Source organism: Bradyrhizobium arachidis (assembly GCF_015291705.1).
Lineage (GTDB): Bacteria > Pseudomonadota > Alphaproteobacteria > Rhizobiales > Xanthobacteraceae > Bradyrhizobium > Bradyrhizobium arachidis.
The window spans coordinates 5,949,426-5,966,567 of record NZ_CP030050.1; the positions used below are offsets into that span (position 1 = coordinate 5,949,426).

At 61.5% G+C, this 17,142-nt stretch carries 11 protein-coding genes; 7 read left to right on the forward strand and 4 right to left on the reverse strand.

Features of this window, described 5'->3' with window-relative positions:
• Positions 1-31: 31 nt before the first annotated feature.
• Positions 32-1,681 (reverse strand): winged helix-turn-helix domain-containing tetratricopeptide repeat protein, encoded by a 1,650-nt coding sequence (locus tag WN72_RS27845; protein ID WP_092218867.1) that lies wholly within the window; start codon positions 1,679-1,681, stop codon positions 32-34.
• Positions 1,682-2,097: 416 nt separating this feature from the next.
• Between WN72_RS27845 and WN72_RS27850 the strand changes: the two genes are divergently transcribed.
• Complete coding sequence (locus WN72_RS27850) at positions 2,098-2,340, forward strand: hypothetical protein (protein ID WP_167381084.1); 243 nt, start codon at positions 2,098-2,100, stop codon at positions 2,338-2,340.
• Positions 2,341-4,078: 1,738 nt separating this feature from the next.
• Positions 4,079-5,326, forward strand: coding sequence for an acyltransferase family protein (locus WN72_RS27855; protein WP_092218869.1), 1,248 nt, complete (start codon positions 4,079-4,081; stop codon positions 5,324-5,326).
• A gap of 285 nt (positions 5,327-5,611) precedes the next feature.
• Here the strand turns inward: WN72_RS27855 and WN72_RS27860 are convergent, their stop codons facing one another.
• Complete coding sequence (locus WN72_RS27860) at positions 5,612-10,054, reverse strand: LuxR C-terminal-related transcriptional regulator (protein ID WP_092218893.1); 4,443 nt, start codon at positions 10,052-10,054, stop codon at positions 5,612-5,614.
• Between the two features lie 152 nt (positions 10,055-10,206).
• On the opposite strand from WN72_RS27860, the gene WN72_RS27865 reads away from it, so the two are divergent.
• From WN72_RS27865 to WN72_RS27875, 3 genes are all read left to right on the forward strand, one after another.
• Positions 10,207-10,587, forward strand: a complete 381-nt coding sequence (locus tag WN72_RS27865; protein ID WP_092218871.1) for a nuclear transport factor 2 family protein — start codon at positions 10,207-10,209, stop codon at positions 10,585-10,587.
• A 183-nt stretch (positions 10,588-10,770) separates the two neighbouring features.
• Positions 10,771-12,372, forward strand: coding sequence for a tetratricopeptide repeat protein (locus tag WN72_RS27870; RefSeq protein ID WP_092218873.1), 1,602 nt, complete (start codon positions 10,771-10,773; stop codon positions 12,370-12,372).
• 43 nt (positions 12,373-12,415) lie between these two features.
• On the forward strand, positions 12,416-12,982 hold the full coding sequence (locus WN72_RS27875) for a hypothetical protein (RefSeq protein ID WP_092218875.1): 567 nt from the start codon (positions 12,416-12,418) through the stop codon (positions 12,980-12,982).
• A 125-nt stretch (positions 12,983-13,107) separates the two neighbouring features.
• On the opposite strand, the gene WN72_RS27880 is transcribed toward WN72_RS27875, so the two are convergent.
• Positions 13,108-14,661 (reverse strand): winged helix-turn-helix domain-containing tetratricopeptide repeat protein, encoded by a 1,554-nt coding sequence (locus WN72_RS27880; RefSeq protein ID WP_027559652.1) that lies wholly within the window; start codon positions 14,659-14,661, stop codon positions 13,108-13,110.
• A gap of 224 nt (positions 14,662-14,885) precedes the next feature.
• On the opposite strand from WN72_RS27880, the gene WN72_RS27885 reads away from it, so the two are divergent.
• Both WN72_RS27885 and WN72_RS27890 read left to right on the forward strand, forming a co-directional pair.
• Entirely contained in the window at positions 14,886-15,203 is a 318-nt protein-coding gene (locus WN72_RS27885) for a DUF1127 domain-containing protein (protein WP_092218877.1), read from the forward strand.
• Positions 15,204-15,214: 11 nt separating this feature from the next.
• Positions 15,215-16,036 carry a phosphotransferase gene (locus WN72_RS27890; protein WP_092218879.1) on the forward strand — a complete coding sequence of 274 codons (822 nt, stop codon included), beginning with the start codon at positions 15,215-15,217 and terminating at the stop codon, positions 16,034-16,036.
• A gap of 75 nt (positions 16,037-16,111) precedes the next feature.
• On the opposite strand, the gene WN72_RS27895 is transcribed toward WN72_RS27890, so the two are convergent.
• Positions 16,112-17,011, reverse strand: a complete 900-nt coding sequence (locus WN72_RS27895) for an alpha/beta fold hydrolase (protein WP_092218881.1) — start codon at positions 17,009-17,011, stop codon at positions 16,112-16,114.
• Positions 17,012-17,142 lie beyond the last annotated feature (131 nt).

Here is a 17,142-nt window from a genome sequence, read left to right on the forward strand (position 1 = left end):
CCGTTTTATTTTGCCACGCGCGTTGCTTCCCTCAACTGCCCGCGATGCCGGCGACAGCCAGTCCTTCGGCGAAACGATCGATGAAGCCTTGGTCGTTGCAAAAGAACAGCTCCTGCCGCGCTGTCTGCGTTGTGTAACCCGTCTTGCGTTGCAGAAGCTCGGCAGCTGCGGCGTTGGCCTGGGCCTTTTCGTCGAGACGGCCAAGGGACGCAGCCAGCGTCGCGAAAGCCCGATACGTGGCATTGGGTTGCCTCGTCGCCCTTCGAGCAAATTCCACGGCAATATCGTACTCACCAAGGGAAAAATGCGTCCACGAACGTACGTGGTGAAAGCTCCACAGATGGCTGTCGCGCGGACTGAGCATTGTCGCCCGATCGAGCAGCGCTTCTGCTTCGAGCTCCCGCCCGCACCACAGCAGATTGAAGCCTTGTGCAAAATATCCTTGCGCGAAACTTGGGTTGAGCTCCAAAGACGTGTCGATGGCAGCGAGCGCTTCGTCGTTCTGGCGGGTCAAACACAGTGCTCTTCCGAGGGCGCAATGGCAAAAGCAATCGAGCTCGTCGAGCGTCACGGCGAGACGTGCCTGGCGCAACGCCGTTTCCAGTCGCGCTGGCCGATCCCTGGGATCATCATAAAGCGAGCGCTGAATATTGACGTAGCTGAGCGCGCCATGCCCACGTGCGAACTTGGGATCTGCTGCGATCGCGCGCTGGAAATAGTCCTCGGCTGAATCGAATCCGGGTGTGGTAAATCGCCAAAGATTCCACAGGCCGCGCTGGTAGCAATCCCACGCGTCGAGGCTTTCCGGCGCCTTGCGCGCGGCGAGTTGCTGCTCCACTTTCGACAATTCAGGTTCGATGGTGGCCGCGATCTGCTTTGCCATCTCCTCCTGGATATCGAAGATATTCTCGAGTTGAAGTTCGTATTTGTCGGACCAAAGCTGCATCCCGTCCGCGGCCCGGGTTAGCTCCGCCGTGATCCTCACCTTATCGCGGCTCTTGCGAACGCTGCCGGACATCACATAGCTGACGCCCAGCTGCGCGCCGACATCGCGTGCGTCAACGATCCGTCCCTGGAATCCGATCGTCGAGTGGCGCGAGATCACGGAAAGCCAGCGGTTTCGGGCAAGAAGCCGGATGATGTCTTCCGTCAATCCGTAGCTGAAATAGTCGTTCTCGGGGTCACTCGACATGTTCGCGAACGGAAGCACCGCGATGAACGACCGTGAATTGGCTTCTGCCTTCACCGCTTCCGAGACGACGTCGTCGAGATGCGACACGTCGGTGGAAATCGACGCTTGTCGGCGAACGTCGGTGGCCGCGCCGTGGTGCGGAGCGAGTCGGATTGCGTCGGCATCAGCCCCCTCGATCGCCTGGACCTGAGCGACAAACCGGAAGCCACGCCGATGCAGCGTCCTGATGAAAAGCTGCTCTGTTCCGTTGTCGCCGAGCACGCGCCGGGCGCCATTGATGCGACTGGAGAACGCGGCCTCGGAGATGATCCGGCCATTCCAGACGATGTCGATCAACTCATCCTTGCTCACAACCCGATCATGGTTGCGCACCAAATGAACGATGAGATCGAAGACTTGAGGCTCAATGTGGACGGGCGCACCTTCACGTCGAAGCTCTTGCTGGCTCAGGTCGACCTCAAAACCCGAAAATCGGTATTTTGTTACCATCACCCGCTTCCCTACCGAGGCTCGCCTCCCGTTTCGCGTCGTGGTCGAGTCTGCAATTCAGGAAAAACAAACGACTCCCGAAGAACTCCGCCAAGCGTGAGGGATCAGTCGAGTTTAGAGACCGGTCAATCATCGTTCAACCGGAGATGCCACATGATCCGGGCACCTGATTTTCATCTCTACCGACAGTCCGCCAGATGGTTTGCCGTTGTGACCCATCGCGGCTCATTGCGGGCACTCGCATCCCTCCCGCCGGCGACGACGCCGACCATGAGGAAGAAGATACTGTGGCTGGCCGCGCGGCTCAGGCGATTGTTCAATGCAGGTGCTGCGGCGGCAATCGCTCGTCAGGCCGCTTTAGCCGCCCGGCAGGCGCGGGATGATCCCCGAGCCTGATTTTGCTGCAGTGGCAGCCGATGCCTGCGGTCGTCTGGAACATCGGATCTCCTCTTTTTGCTGCGACCGCGATGACGGGCGGCTCTTTAGGCTGGCTTATCGTGCTCTACAGCACCTTCCTGATCAGCCATTTTGAGCTGTTCGGATTGACGCAGGTGATCACCCGCTTTGCCGGGCGTCGCGCTGGCTTTTTGAGCGAACAGTTCGATGGTGGATTAGACATCTTCGCAACCCTTGATTGCGCAATCCCGAACGTATGCTAGCGTGCACTCACCGGGCGGCATTTCCGGCCCGGGTTCGGGAAGGACATGGTCATGAGATCATCATTAAGCCTTGTCGTGCCTTCAACCATCGCTGCCTTGTCAACTGTCTTGCTGTGCGCTCCGGCAGCGTCACAAATTCCAACAGGCTCCGGCGCCACTCTTCCTCCTGTTACGGTCGACGCGCCGAAGCAGGCGGCAAGGCCGCATCGACAGGAGCCAACGGCAAGCGCCGGGGCGTCATCACGTCGCACTGCGTCAACTGCTCAAAGGTCAACGTCAGGCACACGCACGCCTTCGTATGCGCCGGGTTCTGTGATGGGGAGGATTGCCAGCCTCGAGGCACGCGCCAGCAGTTGCAACGGTGGCTGTGCATCAAGCTTCCCAAGCGGCAAGGAGCCCTGGATTGGATGTAGCGAGTCGGGCGGCAACATCGACTATGGACCTTTCTCGCCAACGTGCCGAGACACCATCACCCATGCATCCTACGAGAATTGCGTCGAGACGAAGGTGTTCCTGGGTGAGCATCGAAACAAGGCCCACTGGATTTGCAGCAGCCTGCAGGCCGGCAACAGGTTTAAGGTCGCCGATCTCAAGCGTCCGGGACGTCGCTAGTCCGTAGCTCCGGCAAGCTAGCTGCACACGCGTCGAATTCTGCGTATCCGGGATCAGGCAGGTCGCAGGGCGCTGAAGAACTTTTGCGGGCCCGATGGGCCCGCTTTATTTCTGTCCCGTCGCCTCAGCGATGTCGCCTGATCGAGCGGTACGCCGAAGCCTGGCGAGCCGCCCGGCATTTCACCGGCAGGCATCGCGCCGGCTTTTTGAGCGACAAATTCGATGGTGAATTATTGAGCGGACATCCTCGCAACCCTCGATTGCGCAATCCCAAATGTATGTTAGCGTGCACTTACCGGGCGGCATTTCCGGCCCGGGTTCGGGAAGGACATGGTCATGAGATTGTCATCAAGCCTTGTCGTGCCTTCAACCGTCGCTGCCTTGTCTACGATCCTGCTATGCGCTCCGGCAGCGTCACAAATTCCAACAGGCTCCGGCGCCACGCTTCCTCCTGTTACGGTCGACGCGCCGAAGCAGGCGGCAAGGCCGCATAGGCAGGAGCCAACGGCATCCACGGGGCAGTCATCGCGCCGGACTGCGTCAACCGCCCAAAGAACGTCTTCAGTCGCACGGACGCCTTCGTATGCGCCGGGTTCTGTGATGGGGAGGATTGCCAGCCTCGAGGCACGCGCCAGCAGTTGCAACGGTGGCTGTGCATCAAGCTTCCCACACGGCAAAGAGCCCTGGGTTGGATGCAGCGAGTCGGGCGGCGGCCTGAACTATGGACCTTTCTCGCCGACGTGCCGAGACACCATCACCCATACATCCTACGAGAATTGCGTCGAGACGAAGGTGTTCCTGGGCGAGTTTCGCAACAGAGCCCACTGGTTTTGCAGCAGCCTGCAGGCCGGCAACAGGTTCAAGGTCGCAGAGCTCAAGCGGCCGGGACGTCGCTAGTCCACGCCTCTCTCAGACTTGATCACAAGGCAGCACGGCGTCCGCAGAACATCCTCAGCGGACGCTTGCGACCGCGCGCCCCGCGCCGGCTCCGACACTGGAGCGAGTGGCTGCGGCGGCCGGTTCAGCAACAGCAGCGCCGGCCGACCAAGTGTGACCCACCTCAAAGAACGTCATGAAGGGATTCAATATCTCCAGCGGGATTGTTGCATGAACCTGGTCCATTCCCGTGAAAAGCCATTTGCCGTTGCTGGATCCGCTGCGCTTCGCAGCCGCGCTCGGAGTTGCCATTTTTCACCAGATGTTCTGGTCCTGGGCCTGGGCTTCGATCGGCGTCCCAGGCTTCGAGCGCACCGTCGCCGCCGACGTGCTGTACCCGACCGCCGCGCCCTTCACATGGTTCGGCTGGGTCGGCGTCGAGATCTTCTTCGTCATCTCCGGTTTCGTCATCGCGAACTCGGCGAGCCAGTCTTCGCCGGGCGCGTTTCTGCTTGGCCGCGCACTCAGGCTCTATCCCGCGGTCTGGATATGCGCCACCGCGACCTTCCTCGTGCTGCTTCTGTTCGGGAGTGGACCGGCATCCGAATTCATCCTGCCTTACGTCCATGCCATGCTGATGGTGCCGAAGGGCGTCACAGGTCAATGGCTCGACGAGGTCTACTGGACGCTAGCCGCCGAGACGGCGTTTTATGGCCTCGTGTTTTGCGCGATGCTCACGAAGAGGATCACCCTGCGGCACCTCGCCTTCGGTCTCACCATCTACAGTGCAGTGTTCAACGCCGTCGCGCTGCTCGTGCTGTCGAGCATGACACCGTCCGACCTGCCCTATCTGATCATTCTGATGTTTCGGGTGCCGTGCGCGGCATTCCTGTTGACCCACGGCTGCTTCTTTGCGCTGGGGATCTGGCTATTCATTTCCGCGAACAGGCAATTGACGGCGCTCGAGCTGGCCGCCATTGCCGTCGCCTGTCTTTCAGGCGCCGCAGAGATCTACTCCTTCGCCTCGTTCTTCCTGACGTCCATACCCGCCATCGCGGATCAATCAGCCCTTGTGCCGATCATGGTCTGGGCGGCTGCGGTGCTCCTGATTGCCCGTGCCGCGAACCGGAGCAGGCGCTCTGCGGGCACCACTTCCCCTGAAACACCGGCTTACTTGAGAACGCTCGGACTGATCACCTATCCGCTCTATCTCACCCACAACGTCATTGGCTCGGCGATCATTCGTACGCTGGTCGAGGCCGGCCTGGATGCCACCGCGGCCTTATGGATCGCGCTGAGCATGCTGGTCCTGGTCTGCTGGTTCATTTGCGCGAAGGTCGAGCCGGCCGTCAGATCCGCGCTGGTGCAAACGCTCTCGCATTTTGGCAGGCTGCCCCAAAGGCAGCCCGCATTCAGACGCCCGGCGTTGGCGCGCGGGCTGCGCCTTCCCCTGCCCGTCTCCGTGAAGGCGAACGTCGTGGCGTCGTGGCCGCGATAGGCGTCTGCCGCTCGAGCAAGGAGCAGTCCTCGTTCCTGCCTGCCCGATCGCGAAGCTCTTGCTGATCGTTGCCAAAGCGCAGCGGATTACGCAGGCTTTGGTTGCACTTGCGCTGTCACCAACACGCTGACCGGCATGGGCGTACGCCGCCAGGAATTCATCGAAGCTGGGGAGTGCACTCTGGGTGAAGATTGACAAAGGCTCGTAATGTAATCCGCCCCTTCACATCCCATCGACCGATCTGCGCTGAAGTACTGGATCCTGATTCAAAGACATCTTCCAGATTTAAACCAGAAGGTCATGATGCGCAGGTACAATGGCGTGATGCGGACCACCATTGCCGTGGTTGTTCGCGTGTTCGTCCGGTGCAATCGCGACCATTTTGGCAATCGCCTCGAGGTCCGCTTGCTGACCGGGCGGAACGTGTTGATGGAACGGGTCATCAAATTTCTTAGGCGCGACGATCGCAACGAGAGTGGATGGAGCTGCCTCGCTATCGAAGCGGAACACCTGTTCTTGATCTGCACCGCCTGTCACGGCTGCGGCTTTGGCCGGCTGCGCGTCGTCAGATGCGATTGCAGCAGATTGCGCAGGGTTTTGCGAGTTGCCGCGTTCGGCTTTACCGCCGGATGCAACGCTCGGATCGGCGACTTCGGCTGCTTCCAGTGTGTTCGCGGCGGTTGAGTGCCCCGAATTGCCGTGGTCCACGGCGGCCGTTTCTGCCGTCTTCACTGCCGCCGCCGCGCTCGCAGGGTCGGAAGCCGGAGCATGTTGCTCGGCCCCATTGCCGACGCCGCTGCCCGGCTTGGAGTCGGATTGGCTCGGCTCCGTTGCTACCGCCTTTGCAGGCCCAGGCTCCGAAGCGTGCTGCGAGTTACCGCGTCCGGCGTTGCCGCCGGTTGCGACGCTCGGATCGACGATCTCGGCTGCTTGCGGTGCGTTTGCAGAGGTTGCATGCAGATCGTGCTCCGCGTTGCCGTGTTCCACGGCGACCGGTTCTGCCGTCTTCACTGCTCCTGCCGCCCCCGCAACGTCCGAGGCCGGATCGTGATGCTCCGCGCCATTGCTGACGCCGTTGCCCGGCTTGGAGTCAGCTTCAGTCGACTCCGTGGCTGCCGCCTTTGCAGACCCTGGCTCCGACGTGTGCTGCGAGTTGCCGTGGCCCGCGCCGGCGGCCGTCACGACGGTCGGATCGATCTCGCTTGCGTCAGGCGCGTTTGTGGAGCTTGAGTGCCCCGAGTTGCCGTGTTCGACACCGCTTGTTTCGGCCTTCTTCGCTGCCCCTCGCGCAGCGTCCGAAGCCGCAGTGTGATGCTCGGCCCCATTGCCCGGCTTGGAGTCAGCTTCAGTCGATTCCGTCGCTGCCGCCTTTGCAGAGCCCTTCTCCGAATCGTGCTGCGAGTTGCCATGGCCCGCGCCGGCGGCCGTCACGACGGTCGGATCGATTTCGCCTGCGTCAGGCGCGTTTGCAGAGTTTGAGTGCCCCGAGTTGTCATGTTCGACGCCGCTTGAGTCTGCCTTCTTCGCTAACCCTCGCGGAACGTCCGAAGCCGCAGCGTGATGCTCGGCACCCTTGTCCGACTTGACGCCAGCCTCAGTCGATTCCGTGGCTGCTGCCTTTGCCGCCCCCTTCTCCGAAGTGTGCTGCGAGTGGCCATGGCCCGCAGTGGCGGCAATTGCGACGGCCGGATCGATCTCGGCTGCGTCCGACGCCGTTGCAGAGTTTGAGTGCCCCGAGTTGCCATGTTCGACGCCGCTTGAGTCTGCCTTCTTCGCTAACCCTCGCGGAACGTCCGAAGCCGCAGCGTGATGCTCGGCGCTATGGCCGCCCCCATTGCCCGGCTTGACGCCAGCCTCAGTCGATTCCGTGGCTGCCGCCTTTGCAGATCCCTTCTCCGAAGCGTGCTGCGAGTTACCATGGCCCGCGCTGGCGGTCTTAGCAACGCCCGGATCGTTCTCGGCTACGTCCGGCGCCTTTGCAGAGTGCCCCGAGTTGCCGTGTTCGACACCGCTTGAGTCTGCCTTCTTCGCTAACCCGCGCGGAACGTCCGAAGCCGCAGCGTGATGCTCGGCGCTATGGCCGACCCCTTTGCCCGGCTTGACGCCAGCCTCAGTCGATTCCGTGGCTGCCGCCTTTGCAGACCCCTTCTCCGAAGCGTGCTGCGAGTTGCCGTGTTCCGCGCTGTCGGTCTTTGCGACGTCCGGAACGTTCTCGGATGCGTCAGGCGCATCCGTCGATTTTGAGTGCCGCGAGTTGCCGTGTTCAGCTCCGCTTGATTCTGCCTTCTTCGCTAACCCTGGCGGAACGTCCGAAGCCGCAGCGTCATCCTCGGCGCCATTGTCGACGTCATTGCCCGATTTGGAGTCAGCTTCAGTCGCTTCCGGGGCCGCCGCCTGTGCAGGTGCTGGCTCCGAAGTGTGCTGCGAGTTACCGCGGTCCGCGCTGTCGGCTACTGCGACGCCCGGTTGGACGGTCACGTTCAACCCCGGCGACGAAACGCCGGTGTCCGCATTGATCGGACCACTGTTCGATGTGACGTTTCCAACCGCCGGAGCCGCCGCGCTATGAGCATGCACGATCGATGATACGCGAACCGGTTCGGCAGATGCACCATTGCTTTCTGCCGTTGCTTCCGCCGACTCGCCCGTGGAGGTTCTGAACCTTGCCGTTCCCTCTGGGCCGATCCGAGTGTGCGCGAACTGGAACATCGAGCCGCGGTCGGCCAGCATGGCCCAAACTCCAGCCGTCCCGAGCGTGCTCTCGCTCGCCTCGATGCGGGCCTCGGCACTGTCCTTGCTCAGAACAGCCTCATCGATGGCGCTTGCCGATGTCAGCGCTTCTTCGAGCTTCTCCAAGGTGATGGCGACAGGTGCGCCGTCTCGCTGGTCGACGACATCCGATTCCGCGACGGACACAATCCCCTGCAGATGGATTTCCAGCAGGCTGCGATCCCCGATATCAAGGACATGATCGGTCGGATTCACGTAGACGATCGTTTCATTGCTTGCGGCGTCGTAGATCCAGGCGAGGGTATGTGGCGGTATGGACTTGCTCGCTGCGGTCATATGCAGGCACGCAAGCGCTCCGAAAGCCGCAAGATTGATCCTGCCCGACCCGGAAGCGAAATCGAAGGCGGATTGAGACGAGGTAGAATTGGAATCGGTCGAGGAGCGATGAACAACGTTTCCATCAACGCTGCCGCCGCCCATTAATTGACCGCGGCTTTGTCCGTCAACACTGGCATCGTGACCGGCGTCGACCAGGCCAACAGGTTTCTGGAGTGAATCACCCTCGGCACCGTGACTCACGCCAGGACTCACTTGGATCCGAGCGTCTTCTGCAGCGACGCTTTCGTTTCCAGTGGTCACATGCGCGGAAGACAGGCGGGCATCGTGCGAAGGCAGGCCCGGGGCCGAGTTGTCGACATGATTGGCGTCGACATGAGGGATCGCGGCCAGTTTTGTGGTCGCATTCTCTCCGGCGACGGTCACGAAGCTCTCGATCGACGCCTGACCCAGCTCATGCGCCTGCACGGCGTGATGGGGATCGTGCAGTGCGTAGATCAACGCACCGGCGAGAGTGGCGAAGGTGCCATACCCTCCCGGAATCGACATCGGATTGGAAGCAAGCCGGGGGAAATGATGATCCGCGGTCAGATCACCGGCCATCTGCGTGTCGCTGGTTGCTCGCTGCAGAGGCGCAGGAAGATGCGGCGCGCCCGATCCAACAGGACCGTCGATTTTCGACGGCTTCGAGTCCGCAGATTGCTCGGCTGCGCGCAGCGCTTCCATTGCCGCCGGCGCGTTCGCGACCTGGCTCAGCTTGGCCAAAAAGTCTCTCTGGCTGAGCAGGTGCGTCTCACCGGCTTCCCAGACGATGAGGTGCCGGAGAATGGCTTTTTTCCAGGGCTCATATTTCCAAGGCTCATATTGCTCGTGCCCGGCGTGCTCTCCCGCGTGGCCGATGCTGTCGTCATCCGGAAGCGTATCGTTCGCTTCCGACGCCTTGAGTTCGTCCGCAATGGCGATAGCCAGAAAGGCCAGCGCGAGCGTGCCGAAGCCGGAAGGATGCTTCAACAACGCGAGGGCCGCGAGCACAGTCCTATTGGTGACCTCGAGCTTCTGAAAAATATTGTACAGGTGTACTTTGACGGTCCCTGGTGAAACCTTTAGCGCGCGCGCGATCTCCTTGTTCGACATTCCCTCCGACACCAGTCGAACGATTTGACGTTCGCGGTGCGTCAATAGCTCCAGCTTCGTTTCGATTTTGCCGGCGCCGACGGCATGCTTGCCGGTTGGCGAGAGATCGAAATGCTCGGGCGACACACCATGCTTCGTCAACAGCCGCAGCAGTCGCAGCATGGCGTCGGGCGAGACGTATTTCGAAATTGCGCTGCAGGCGCCGGCAGCAATCGCGGCGGCTAGTTCGTGGTTGGCTTCGCCCTCGGTAAAGAACACCAGGCGCGTTGGAACAGTCTCGGCCTTCGTAATCGACAGGATCTCGGTGACCGTCAGGTCTGGCAGGGTGTCGGCAATCAGCGCGACGTCGGGTGTCAATTTCCTGATGGCTTCGAGGCCGCTCGTCGCATCGCGGCATGATGCGACAACGTCGAAGTCCTGCTGTGCTCCGAGTATCGATTTCAGCCCCTGTAGAACGATCGGCTGTCGATCGACGATCACAATACGGTTGCGCTGAAATATGCCTTGGTTCGCAGACACGTCTAACATGGACACTGCCTCGGCCCGGCCATCTATGTACTTCGGCATATGGCCGAGACCGGGCGAGATATTAAAATACAATTAATCGAACGAAGAAAGAGGCTTAGCGGGTTAACGTTACATTGGAACCGCGAGCTTTGAGGGCATTTGGGCGAGAAAATATGTCATTTGACCCGATGGCGGCTGCGATTGACTGGCTCGATGCCTACCGTGCCGGCGATATCGAGGCGATCCTGGACATGCATGCCGAAGATGCCGTGGTTCATTGCGGCTGTGGCTGCGCCGTCAGAACCATTACGAGCCGTGAGGCGCTTCGTGCCTATTGGATCGATCGCCTCCGAGAGCATCCGGCAGGCAAGTTGGACGATCTCAATCCCTCGCACAACGACGGGACCATTATCTCCTACCTCACCAATGCCGGTGTCATGAGCGCGCTTTTTGCCTTTGACGCCGCCGGACGGATCAAGGAACTGAGCTGCAATCCCTCACATTGGCCCTGTGGCGTGATCCAAGTCCGCTTCGGCTGCGATCGCGCGCGCTGAGAGCCAGACAGGCGTGCTTCCCTAACGCAAATCCGCCCGCGTGCTATTGACTCGCATCGCGAATGGGCAAATCCTTCCAGCAACGCAATTTGCCATTGTCGATCTCAGAGTTACGAAATTCGGCGCCCGGCTTTTATCGGCGCCATCTGACCAAATTTTTTCGAAACAGAAGCGGAGGGGCCGATGCGTGCGCTCGCCTTGAGAACAGTCTCTCTTCTCGCCCTCGCTACCCTCGGCTCGATCTCCGCCTCGCCTGCCGCACGCGCGGAGGACGGGACCGACGAGCAGTTTGGCAAGGTTCATTTCCAGACCACCTGCAACGAGGTGGCGCAGCGGCGCTTTGACCGCGGGATGCGCTATCAGCACTCGTTCTGGTACCGGCCCGCGAAAGAGATCTTCGAGGAGACGTTGCAGGCCGATCCGGAATGCGCGATCGCCTATTGGGGCATTGCCCTCAGCCTGCTGTACAATCCGCATTTCCCCGCGCCGAAGGAAAACCTCGCCGAAGGCCTCGCCGCGCTGCAGAAGGCCAAGGCACTCGGCGCCAAGAGCGAACGCGAACGCGACTATATCGACGCGCTGCTGGCCTTCTATTCTGGCGACGACAAGACGACGTTTGGCCAACGCGCGCAGGCCTATCTCAAGGCAACCGAAGCCGTCGCCGCGCGCTATCCCGATGATGACGAGGCGCAGATCGCCTACGCGATCACGCTGAATGTCACGGCCTCACCAAACGACAAGACCTATGCCAACCAGCTCAAGGGCGCGGCCATCCTGGAGCCGATCTTCAAGCGGCAGCCGCGGCACCCCGGCGTCGCGCATTACCTGATCCACCTCTACGACTATCCGGCGATCGCAGCGCAGGGTCTCGACGCCGCCAAGCGCTATTCCGAGATCGCGCCGGCAGCGCCGCACGCTCTGCATATGCCCTCGCACATCTTCACGCGCGTCGGCTACTGGAACGAATCCATCGACGCCAATAGCCGTTCAGCCAAGGCCGCCAAGGAGGGCAAGGACCCCAGCGAGCAGCTGCATGCCGACGACTATATGGTCTACGCCCTGCTCCAGCTTGCGCAGGACAGCCGAGCCCGCGACGTCATCGCGGACATGGTTGCGACCACTGGCTATGCGCCGGCCGTCCGTGCCGGTCCCTACGCGATAGCGGCGAGCCAGGCGCGCTATATGGTCGAACGCGGCGATTGGCAGGGCGCTGCCGCGCTGAAGGTCGAGCCGAGCCGGTTTGCCTATGTCGATGCGATCACCTATTTCGCCCGCGCCCTCGGCGCCGCGCGATCCGGCAATGCCGACGCAGCGACGCCGGACATCGCCAAGCTGGCGGAGCTGCGGGACAAGCTGCAGCAGGACAAGGACGCCTATTGGGCCGAGATCGTCGACATCCAGCGGCAGGTCGCCACGGCCTGGCAGCTCAACGCCCAGGGAAAACAGGCGGACGCGCTGGAGGCGATGCGCCTTGCCGCTGATGCCGAGGACAAGACCGAAAAATCCATCGTGACGCCGGGACCGCTCGCCCCGGCACGCGAGCTTTACGGAACCATGTTGCTCGAACGCGGCATGGCGACGGAGGCATTGGCCGCGTTCGAAAGCACCATGCGCAAGGAGCCGAACCGCTTTGGCGCGACGATTGGCGCCGCTCACGCCGCCGAGAAAGCGGGTGATGCCGCCAAGGCACGCCAGTACTACGCAAAGGTCGTCGACATGGCACGAAATGGCGACTCCTCGCGGGAGGACCTCGCGGCCGCACGAAAGTTCATGGCTCAGAATTAGCAATTCATGGCTCGCAATTAGCAAAAGTGCCGCGGCGGCTTCCATGCGCCTGACAAGCAAATTCGTCGCGATCAGCGCAGCCACCCTCCTGCTCTGCGCAGCCGCGGCGGTTTGGATATCGCGATCCGGCGATCCGGCGCGCGCAACGGCAGCGTCGGACGGGATCCGCCCGGTGTGGACGGAAACCGACTGGCCTTTCGCCGCAGATCCGTGGGGGAAAGGCAAGGCGTTCCGCTGCAAGGCCGCCGATTGCGGCGGCGAGGTCCTGCTCTACGTTCGCGCCAAGCTCGGGTTTTGCAACTGCGCCACCGGCGTCGCCGACGATGGCGACCTCGAGCAGATGGGCGACCTGGTGTTGATCGGCAAGGCAACGCCGACCGGTGCCGGTCGAGAGATCATCGTCGGCCCGATGCGCGGCCGCAGCAGGGCCTATCGCATCGAGGGAAATCCTAACACCGCGCTCTCACTCGCCTTCAATCAGCGCTGCGACATGGTGGCCGCGACGGCTGTGGTTGGACCGGGCGCGCCCGCGTCACTGGAGCCGGCGGTGCTGGCGTTCCTCAACAGCGAGCGCATGTTGAAATGGGCCGAGGTCGCGCTGGGGTTATAGCTAGTCCGCTCGCGGCCGGAAAACCGACGTTCAGGCGCTTGAGACGAAAGACAATCAAGGGCCAACTCCGGACTGATGCGCCGCAGAAGAGTGCTGCTATTCGATCACCTCGTCGACATGTGAGGCTACTCGGGCAACCCCGCTTTGCGAAAACCCTCAATCATCAGCTTCGCATTTATTGGTAGCCGGCTCCGAGCGATCCACGCCGATATTGTAAAAGCGGGGTCGACCTCAAGCATACCGGCCGCCGCCTCACGGGCCTCAGCGTCACGCCCGAGATGGGCGAAAGCGGAGGCGAGACAGCGATATGGTCCTGGATAGGACGGATTCTGACGCAGGGCTTTCTTTCCTGCAACGATGGCCTCGTCAAAGCGACGAAGCTCAATAAAGGCATACCCCATCCCGGTTAACGCTGTGAATTGTTGCGGGTCCACCGGGCTCATTCGCATGGCGCGTTCAAAGCTCCGGATCGCTTCCTCCGGCTGCCCCGCAATCTTGTAGACCCAGCTTCTGCAGTTCCATGTGTGAGATGAATTTGAGTTGAGCGCGACCGCTCGATCGGCCAGCTCAATTTCAGTTTCAAAATCGCCGACCAACAAAGCGGTGATCAATGCAGCAGTTGCTAACGTGTTTGGGTCATGATCGTCGAGGCTCAGTGCTAGGCGCATGAGCCGAACGGCTTCCTTGCGTTCGAATTGTGGGTCAGTCGCGTAGCTCCTAAGAACGTTTTCCATATGACAGGCACCTGCCAAAGCGGCAGCAGCCGCAAACCCTGGGTCAAGCTCCAGGGCACGCTGGACCAGTCGAAGTGCCTCGACCAAGCTTTCGCGGGACGATCGGTCGGCTTGCTGTACAGCCTGGAGATAAAGATTATATGCGGTGAGGTCTTCCGGTCGCCGCCGCGTCGCCAGTGCAATTTCTGCTTGAAACAACTTCGGCTGAATAGCTGAGACAACGGCGAGCGTGACCTCGTCCTGCAACGCGAAAATATCTGTCATGTCACGCTCGAACCTATCCGCCCAAATGTGCGCGCCCGTGGCCGCTTCAATCAACTGGCACGTGATGCGAACCTTCCCCGAAGCCTTGCGCACGGCTCCCTCAAGCACATAGCGGACTCCAAGCCTGCGTCCGACCTCCTTGATATCGACGGCTTTGTCCTTGAAGGTGAAACTCGAATTGCGAGCGATCACGAACAACCATCTGAACCGCGACAGCGCGGTCGTGATCTCCTCAACCATCCCGTCCGCGAAGTATTCCTGCTCGGGATCGCCAGACATGTTCGCGAACGGCAGCACGGCGATGGAGGGCTTGTCGGGCACTGCAGGAGCGCTCTCGGGCGCATCGCCCGGGTCTGGGCCCGCAACGTCTCGCGCCTCCCGCACCTGTCCGACGAAGCGGAAGCCCTTGCGCGGCAGTGTCTTGATGAAGCGCTGTTCCTCGCCGGAATCGCCGATTGCACCCCGGGCGGCATTCAGGCGGGTTGTCAGCGCCGCGTCAGATACGCTGCGCCCATTCCAAATGGCTTTGATGAGCTCGTCCTTGCTGACAACCCGCTCCCTGTTGCGGATCAGGTAATCGAGCAGGTCAAAAACCTGCGGTGCGATCGACACCGCTTCAGTCCCCCGATGCAGCTCGCGCCGGTCGGTATCGAATGCATATTCCTCGAAAAGATAGCGCAAGCTGCCGTTCCTTCTCGGGGTCGCCTCTGTACCAGCGCATCAAGAATATGCTGCCGGTAAGAGAAATGTAACCCGCCAGTTAAGCGCGCCCGCTCATCTTGCGGCAACTTCTGCCTAGAGCATGGTCCGGACCCGAACGGCCGCGTTAGCGCAAAGTGCGCAGCGGTTTTCCGAAAAGATCATGCTCAAACAATAACCTAACAGTCCAGACAGGACACGCCCTGATGAGCACGATCCGCGGGACCACTGAGCTGGGACCGTTAACCGCAAGGCGGCAGGTCTACAGTCCTCTCGAACCATATTGGGATGCGTTTCAGGAGTGGCGCAAACGCCAGACTCTACTGGCCAAGTTGTGCGCCCTGAGTGACAGGGAGCTGATGGATATCGGTATTGCGCGCAGCGAAATCGCCTACCTCGCCTCGCATCGAGGTTGCGATGCGCGCGGCGCCCTCTCCGGCGGACAAGGCACGACCATGGCTGGCAGCCAAGATGACGGGAGCGTTCTCTCTTGCCCGCCCGCGGCATTTGGTTGCGACCGGTAGGAGTACGTGCGATGCGGGGATCCCTCGGGGAGAAGATCAACCAGGGCGGCACGGCGGACATCCACGCCTGGGCGCCAGGTCAGGTCGTAAAACTGTTCAGGAGAGGTTTCCCGCCGCGGGTCGGCCAGCAAGAGGCGCGGATGATCCAGGCAGTCTTCGTCGCCGGCGTGCCGGCGCCGGAGGTGTTGGGCGATGTGACGCTCGACGGACGCTTCGGCATCGTGCTCGGCCGCCTCGACGGACCGACACTGCTGCAGGTCACGCGCAGTGGCGCCGTGACGTTCGCCCAAGCGGGTGCGATCCTTGCATCCCTCGGCCTGTCCGTTCACAGAATGTCGCCGCCGCTGGAGGCCTTCCATCTGCGCAGCTGGATGGACAACGCCTTCAGGCTCTCGGGCGACATCGTGCCCAGGCACATCGCCTCAGGCATCCTCGCGCTGATCGACCGCCTGCAGCAGCCGGGGGACGGGCTGTGCCATGGCGACATCCATCCTGGCAACGTGATCATGACGGCGGACGGTCCGCGGCTGATCGACTGGACCTTTTCGATCCGCGCGCCCGCGGCCCTCGACCACGGGCTCACTCACATCAGCCTGACCGAGTTTGCCCTCGACGTCGCCGACAATCCTCAGCGGCCGCTTGCGGTCAATGCGGCCGCGCAATCCGAATACGCGCGGCTGTCCGGCAAGCCGGTAGCGGCGCTGAGGCAAGCGATGGAGACCTGGCTGCCGATCGCGATCGTCCGCTATTTCCTGCTCATGGGCGGGCCGACAAGCGAGCGATGGCGGCGGATGATGCAGCGCGCCGAAGCGGCTCTGCGCCCGCAGGGCTGAATTCTTCATCGCGCGCTTGGCCGTCGATGCGGCTGCACTCGGTGTCGGCTTCGGAACCAGAAGCCGACTTGCTGGCTAATGCTTCGCCATGAAGGCCAGGACGGCTTGATCGTAAGCGCCCGGATTCTCCCATGGCGCGGTGTGCGAGCTCGCAGCGATCTCGATTCTTTCGTTGTTCGGCAAGCAACGCTCCAATTGGTCGACGATTCGATGAAAAAATCGCGGGCTTCGTTCGGTCGCGGATAGGAGCGTCGGAGCCGCAATGGCCTTGGCCATGTCGCAGGTAAAGACCGGCCTTGGCCGCTTGGTCGTCGCATCCGCCTGATATGATGCAACGTTGTCCAAGTTCATCTTTTGATGGGCTTCGGAGCGACGTTCATATGCGCCCGGCCCGCCAACGCCATTGACGAACAGGGGAATGCCGCGTTGCACATCGCCGATTTTCAGGGCTTCTCTGGCGGGGGCGAGCGTTGCACCCAGCTCTTTCAACATGTCACTGCCGTCGGGCAGACCGTTCAGGATGCCAAGCGCAGGCGGTTCATTCACGGCGAGACTGACGACCATGTCGGGATGCGTTGCGGCGAAGAAAAGCGCCGCGTGGGCTCCGGATGAATGCGCCACGACCCTGGCTTTGGAATACCCCAGAGCGCGCACGAGACCTGCAAGGTCCTCACCATGCACATCGGCTGCAGCATCGGGTGTACCGTCCGGACTTGTCTGATTGGGATAGTTGTTTCGACGACTGTACGCGATCGCGCGATATCGGGCTGCGAATTTCGGAAGCTGCTCGCTCCACATCCGGTAGTCCTGCAGACCACCGTGGACGAATATGACGGGATCGCCTTGGCCCGCTTCAACGTAGGCGATTTCGTATCCGTTGGCGGAGATTCGCTTTACGTCGTCAGCCATGGCCAAACTGCTGGCTATCGCAGCAACTGCAAAGAGGACGGAGCCGACGACCTTTTGAAAAGACATTGTGGCCTCGCAAATGCAATCATAGGGAGAAACATGTCTCTTCAGAAGCTTATACGCTTCTGGCCGGTTTGCCTCCTATGCGTCACAAGCGCCCATCAAAGCCAGCGCGACCGGTGTCCGCTATATCGACG

Bases quoted from the DNA above. Each gene is read 5' to 3' on its own strand.
- WN72_RS27895 (WP_092218881.1), bottom strand. From the start codon at position 17,011: ATGTCTTTTCAAAAGGTCGTCGGCTCCGTCCTCTTTGCAGTTGCTGCG.
- WN72_RS27865 (WP_092218871.1), top strand. From the start codon at position 10,207: ATGTCATTTGACCCGATGGCGGCTGCGATTGACTGGCTCGATGCCTAC.
- WN72_RS27845 (WP_092218867.1), bottom strand. From the start codon at position 1,681: ATGGTAACAAAATACCGATTTTCGGGTTTTGAGGTCGACCTGAGCCAG.
- WN72_RS27885 (WP_092218877.1), top strand. From the start codon at position 14,886: ATGAGCACGATCCGCGGGACCACTGAGCTGGGACCGTTAACCGCAAGG.
- WN72_RS27850 (WP_167381084.1), top strand. From the start codon at position 2,098: ATGCCTGCGGTCGTCTGGAACATCGGATCTCCTCTTTTTGCTGCGACC.
- WN72_RS27860 (WP_092218893.1), bottom strand. From the start codon at position 10,054: ATGTTAGACGTGTCTGCGAACCAAGGCATATTTCAGCGCAACCGTATT.
- WN72_RS27870 (WP_092218873.1), top strand. From the start codon at position 10,771: ATGCGTGCGCTCGCCTTGAGAACAGTCTCTCTTCTCGCCCTCGCTACC.
- WN72_RS27890 (WP_092218879.1), top strand. From the start codon at position 15,215: ATGCGGGGATCCCTCGGGGAGAAGATCAACCAGGGCGGCACGGCGGAC.
- WN72_RS27875 (WP_092218875.1), top strand. From the start codon at position 12,416: ATGCGCCTGACAAGCAAATTCGTCGCGATCAGCGCAGCCACCCTCCTG.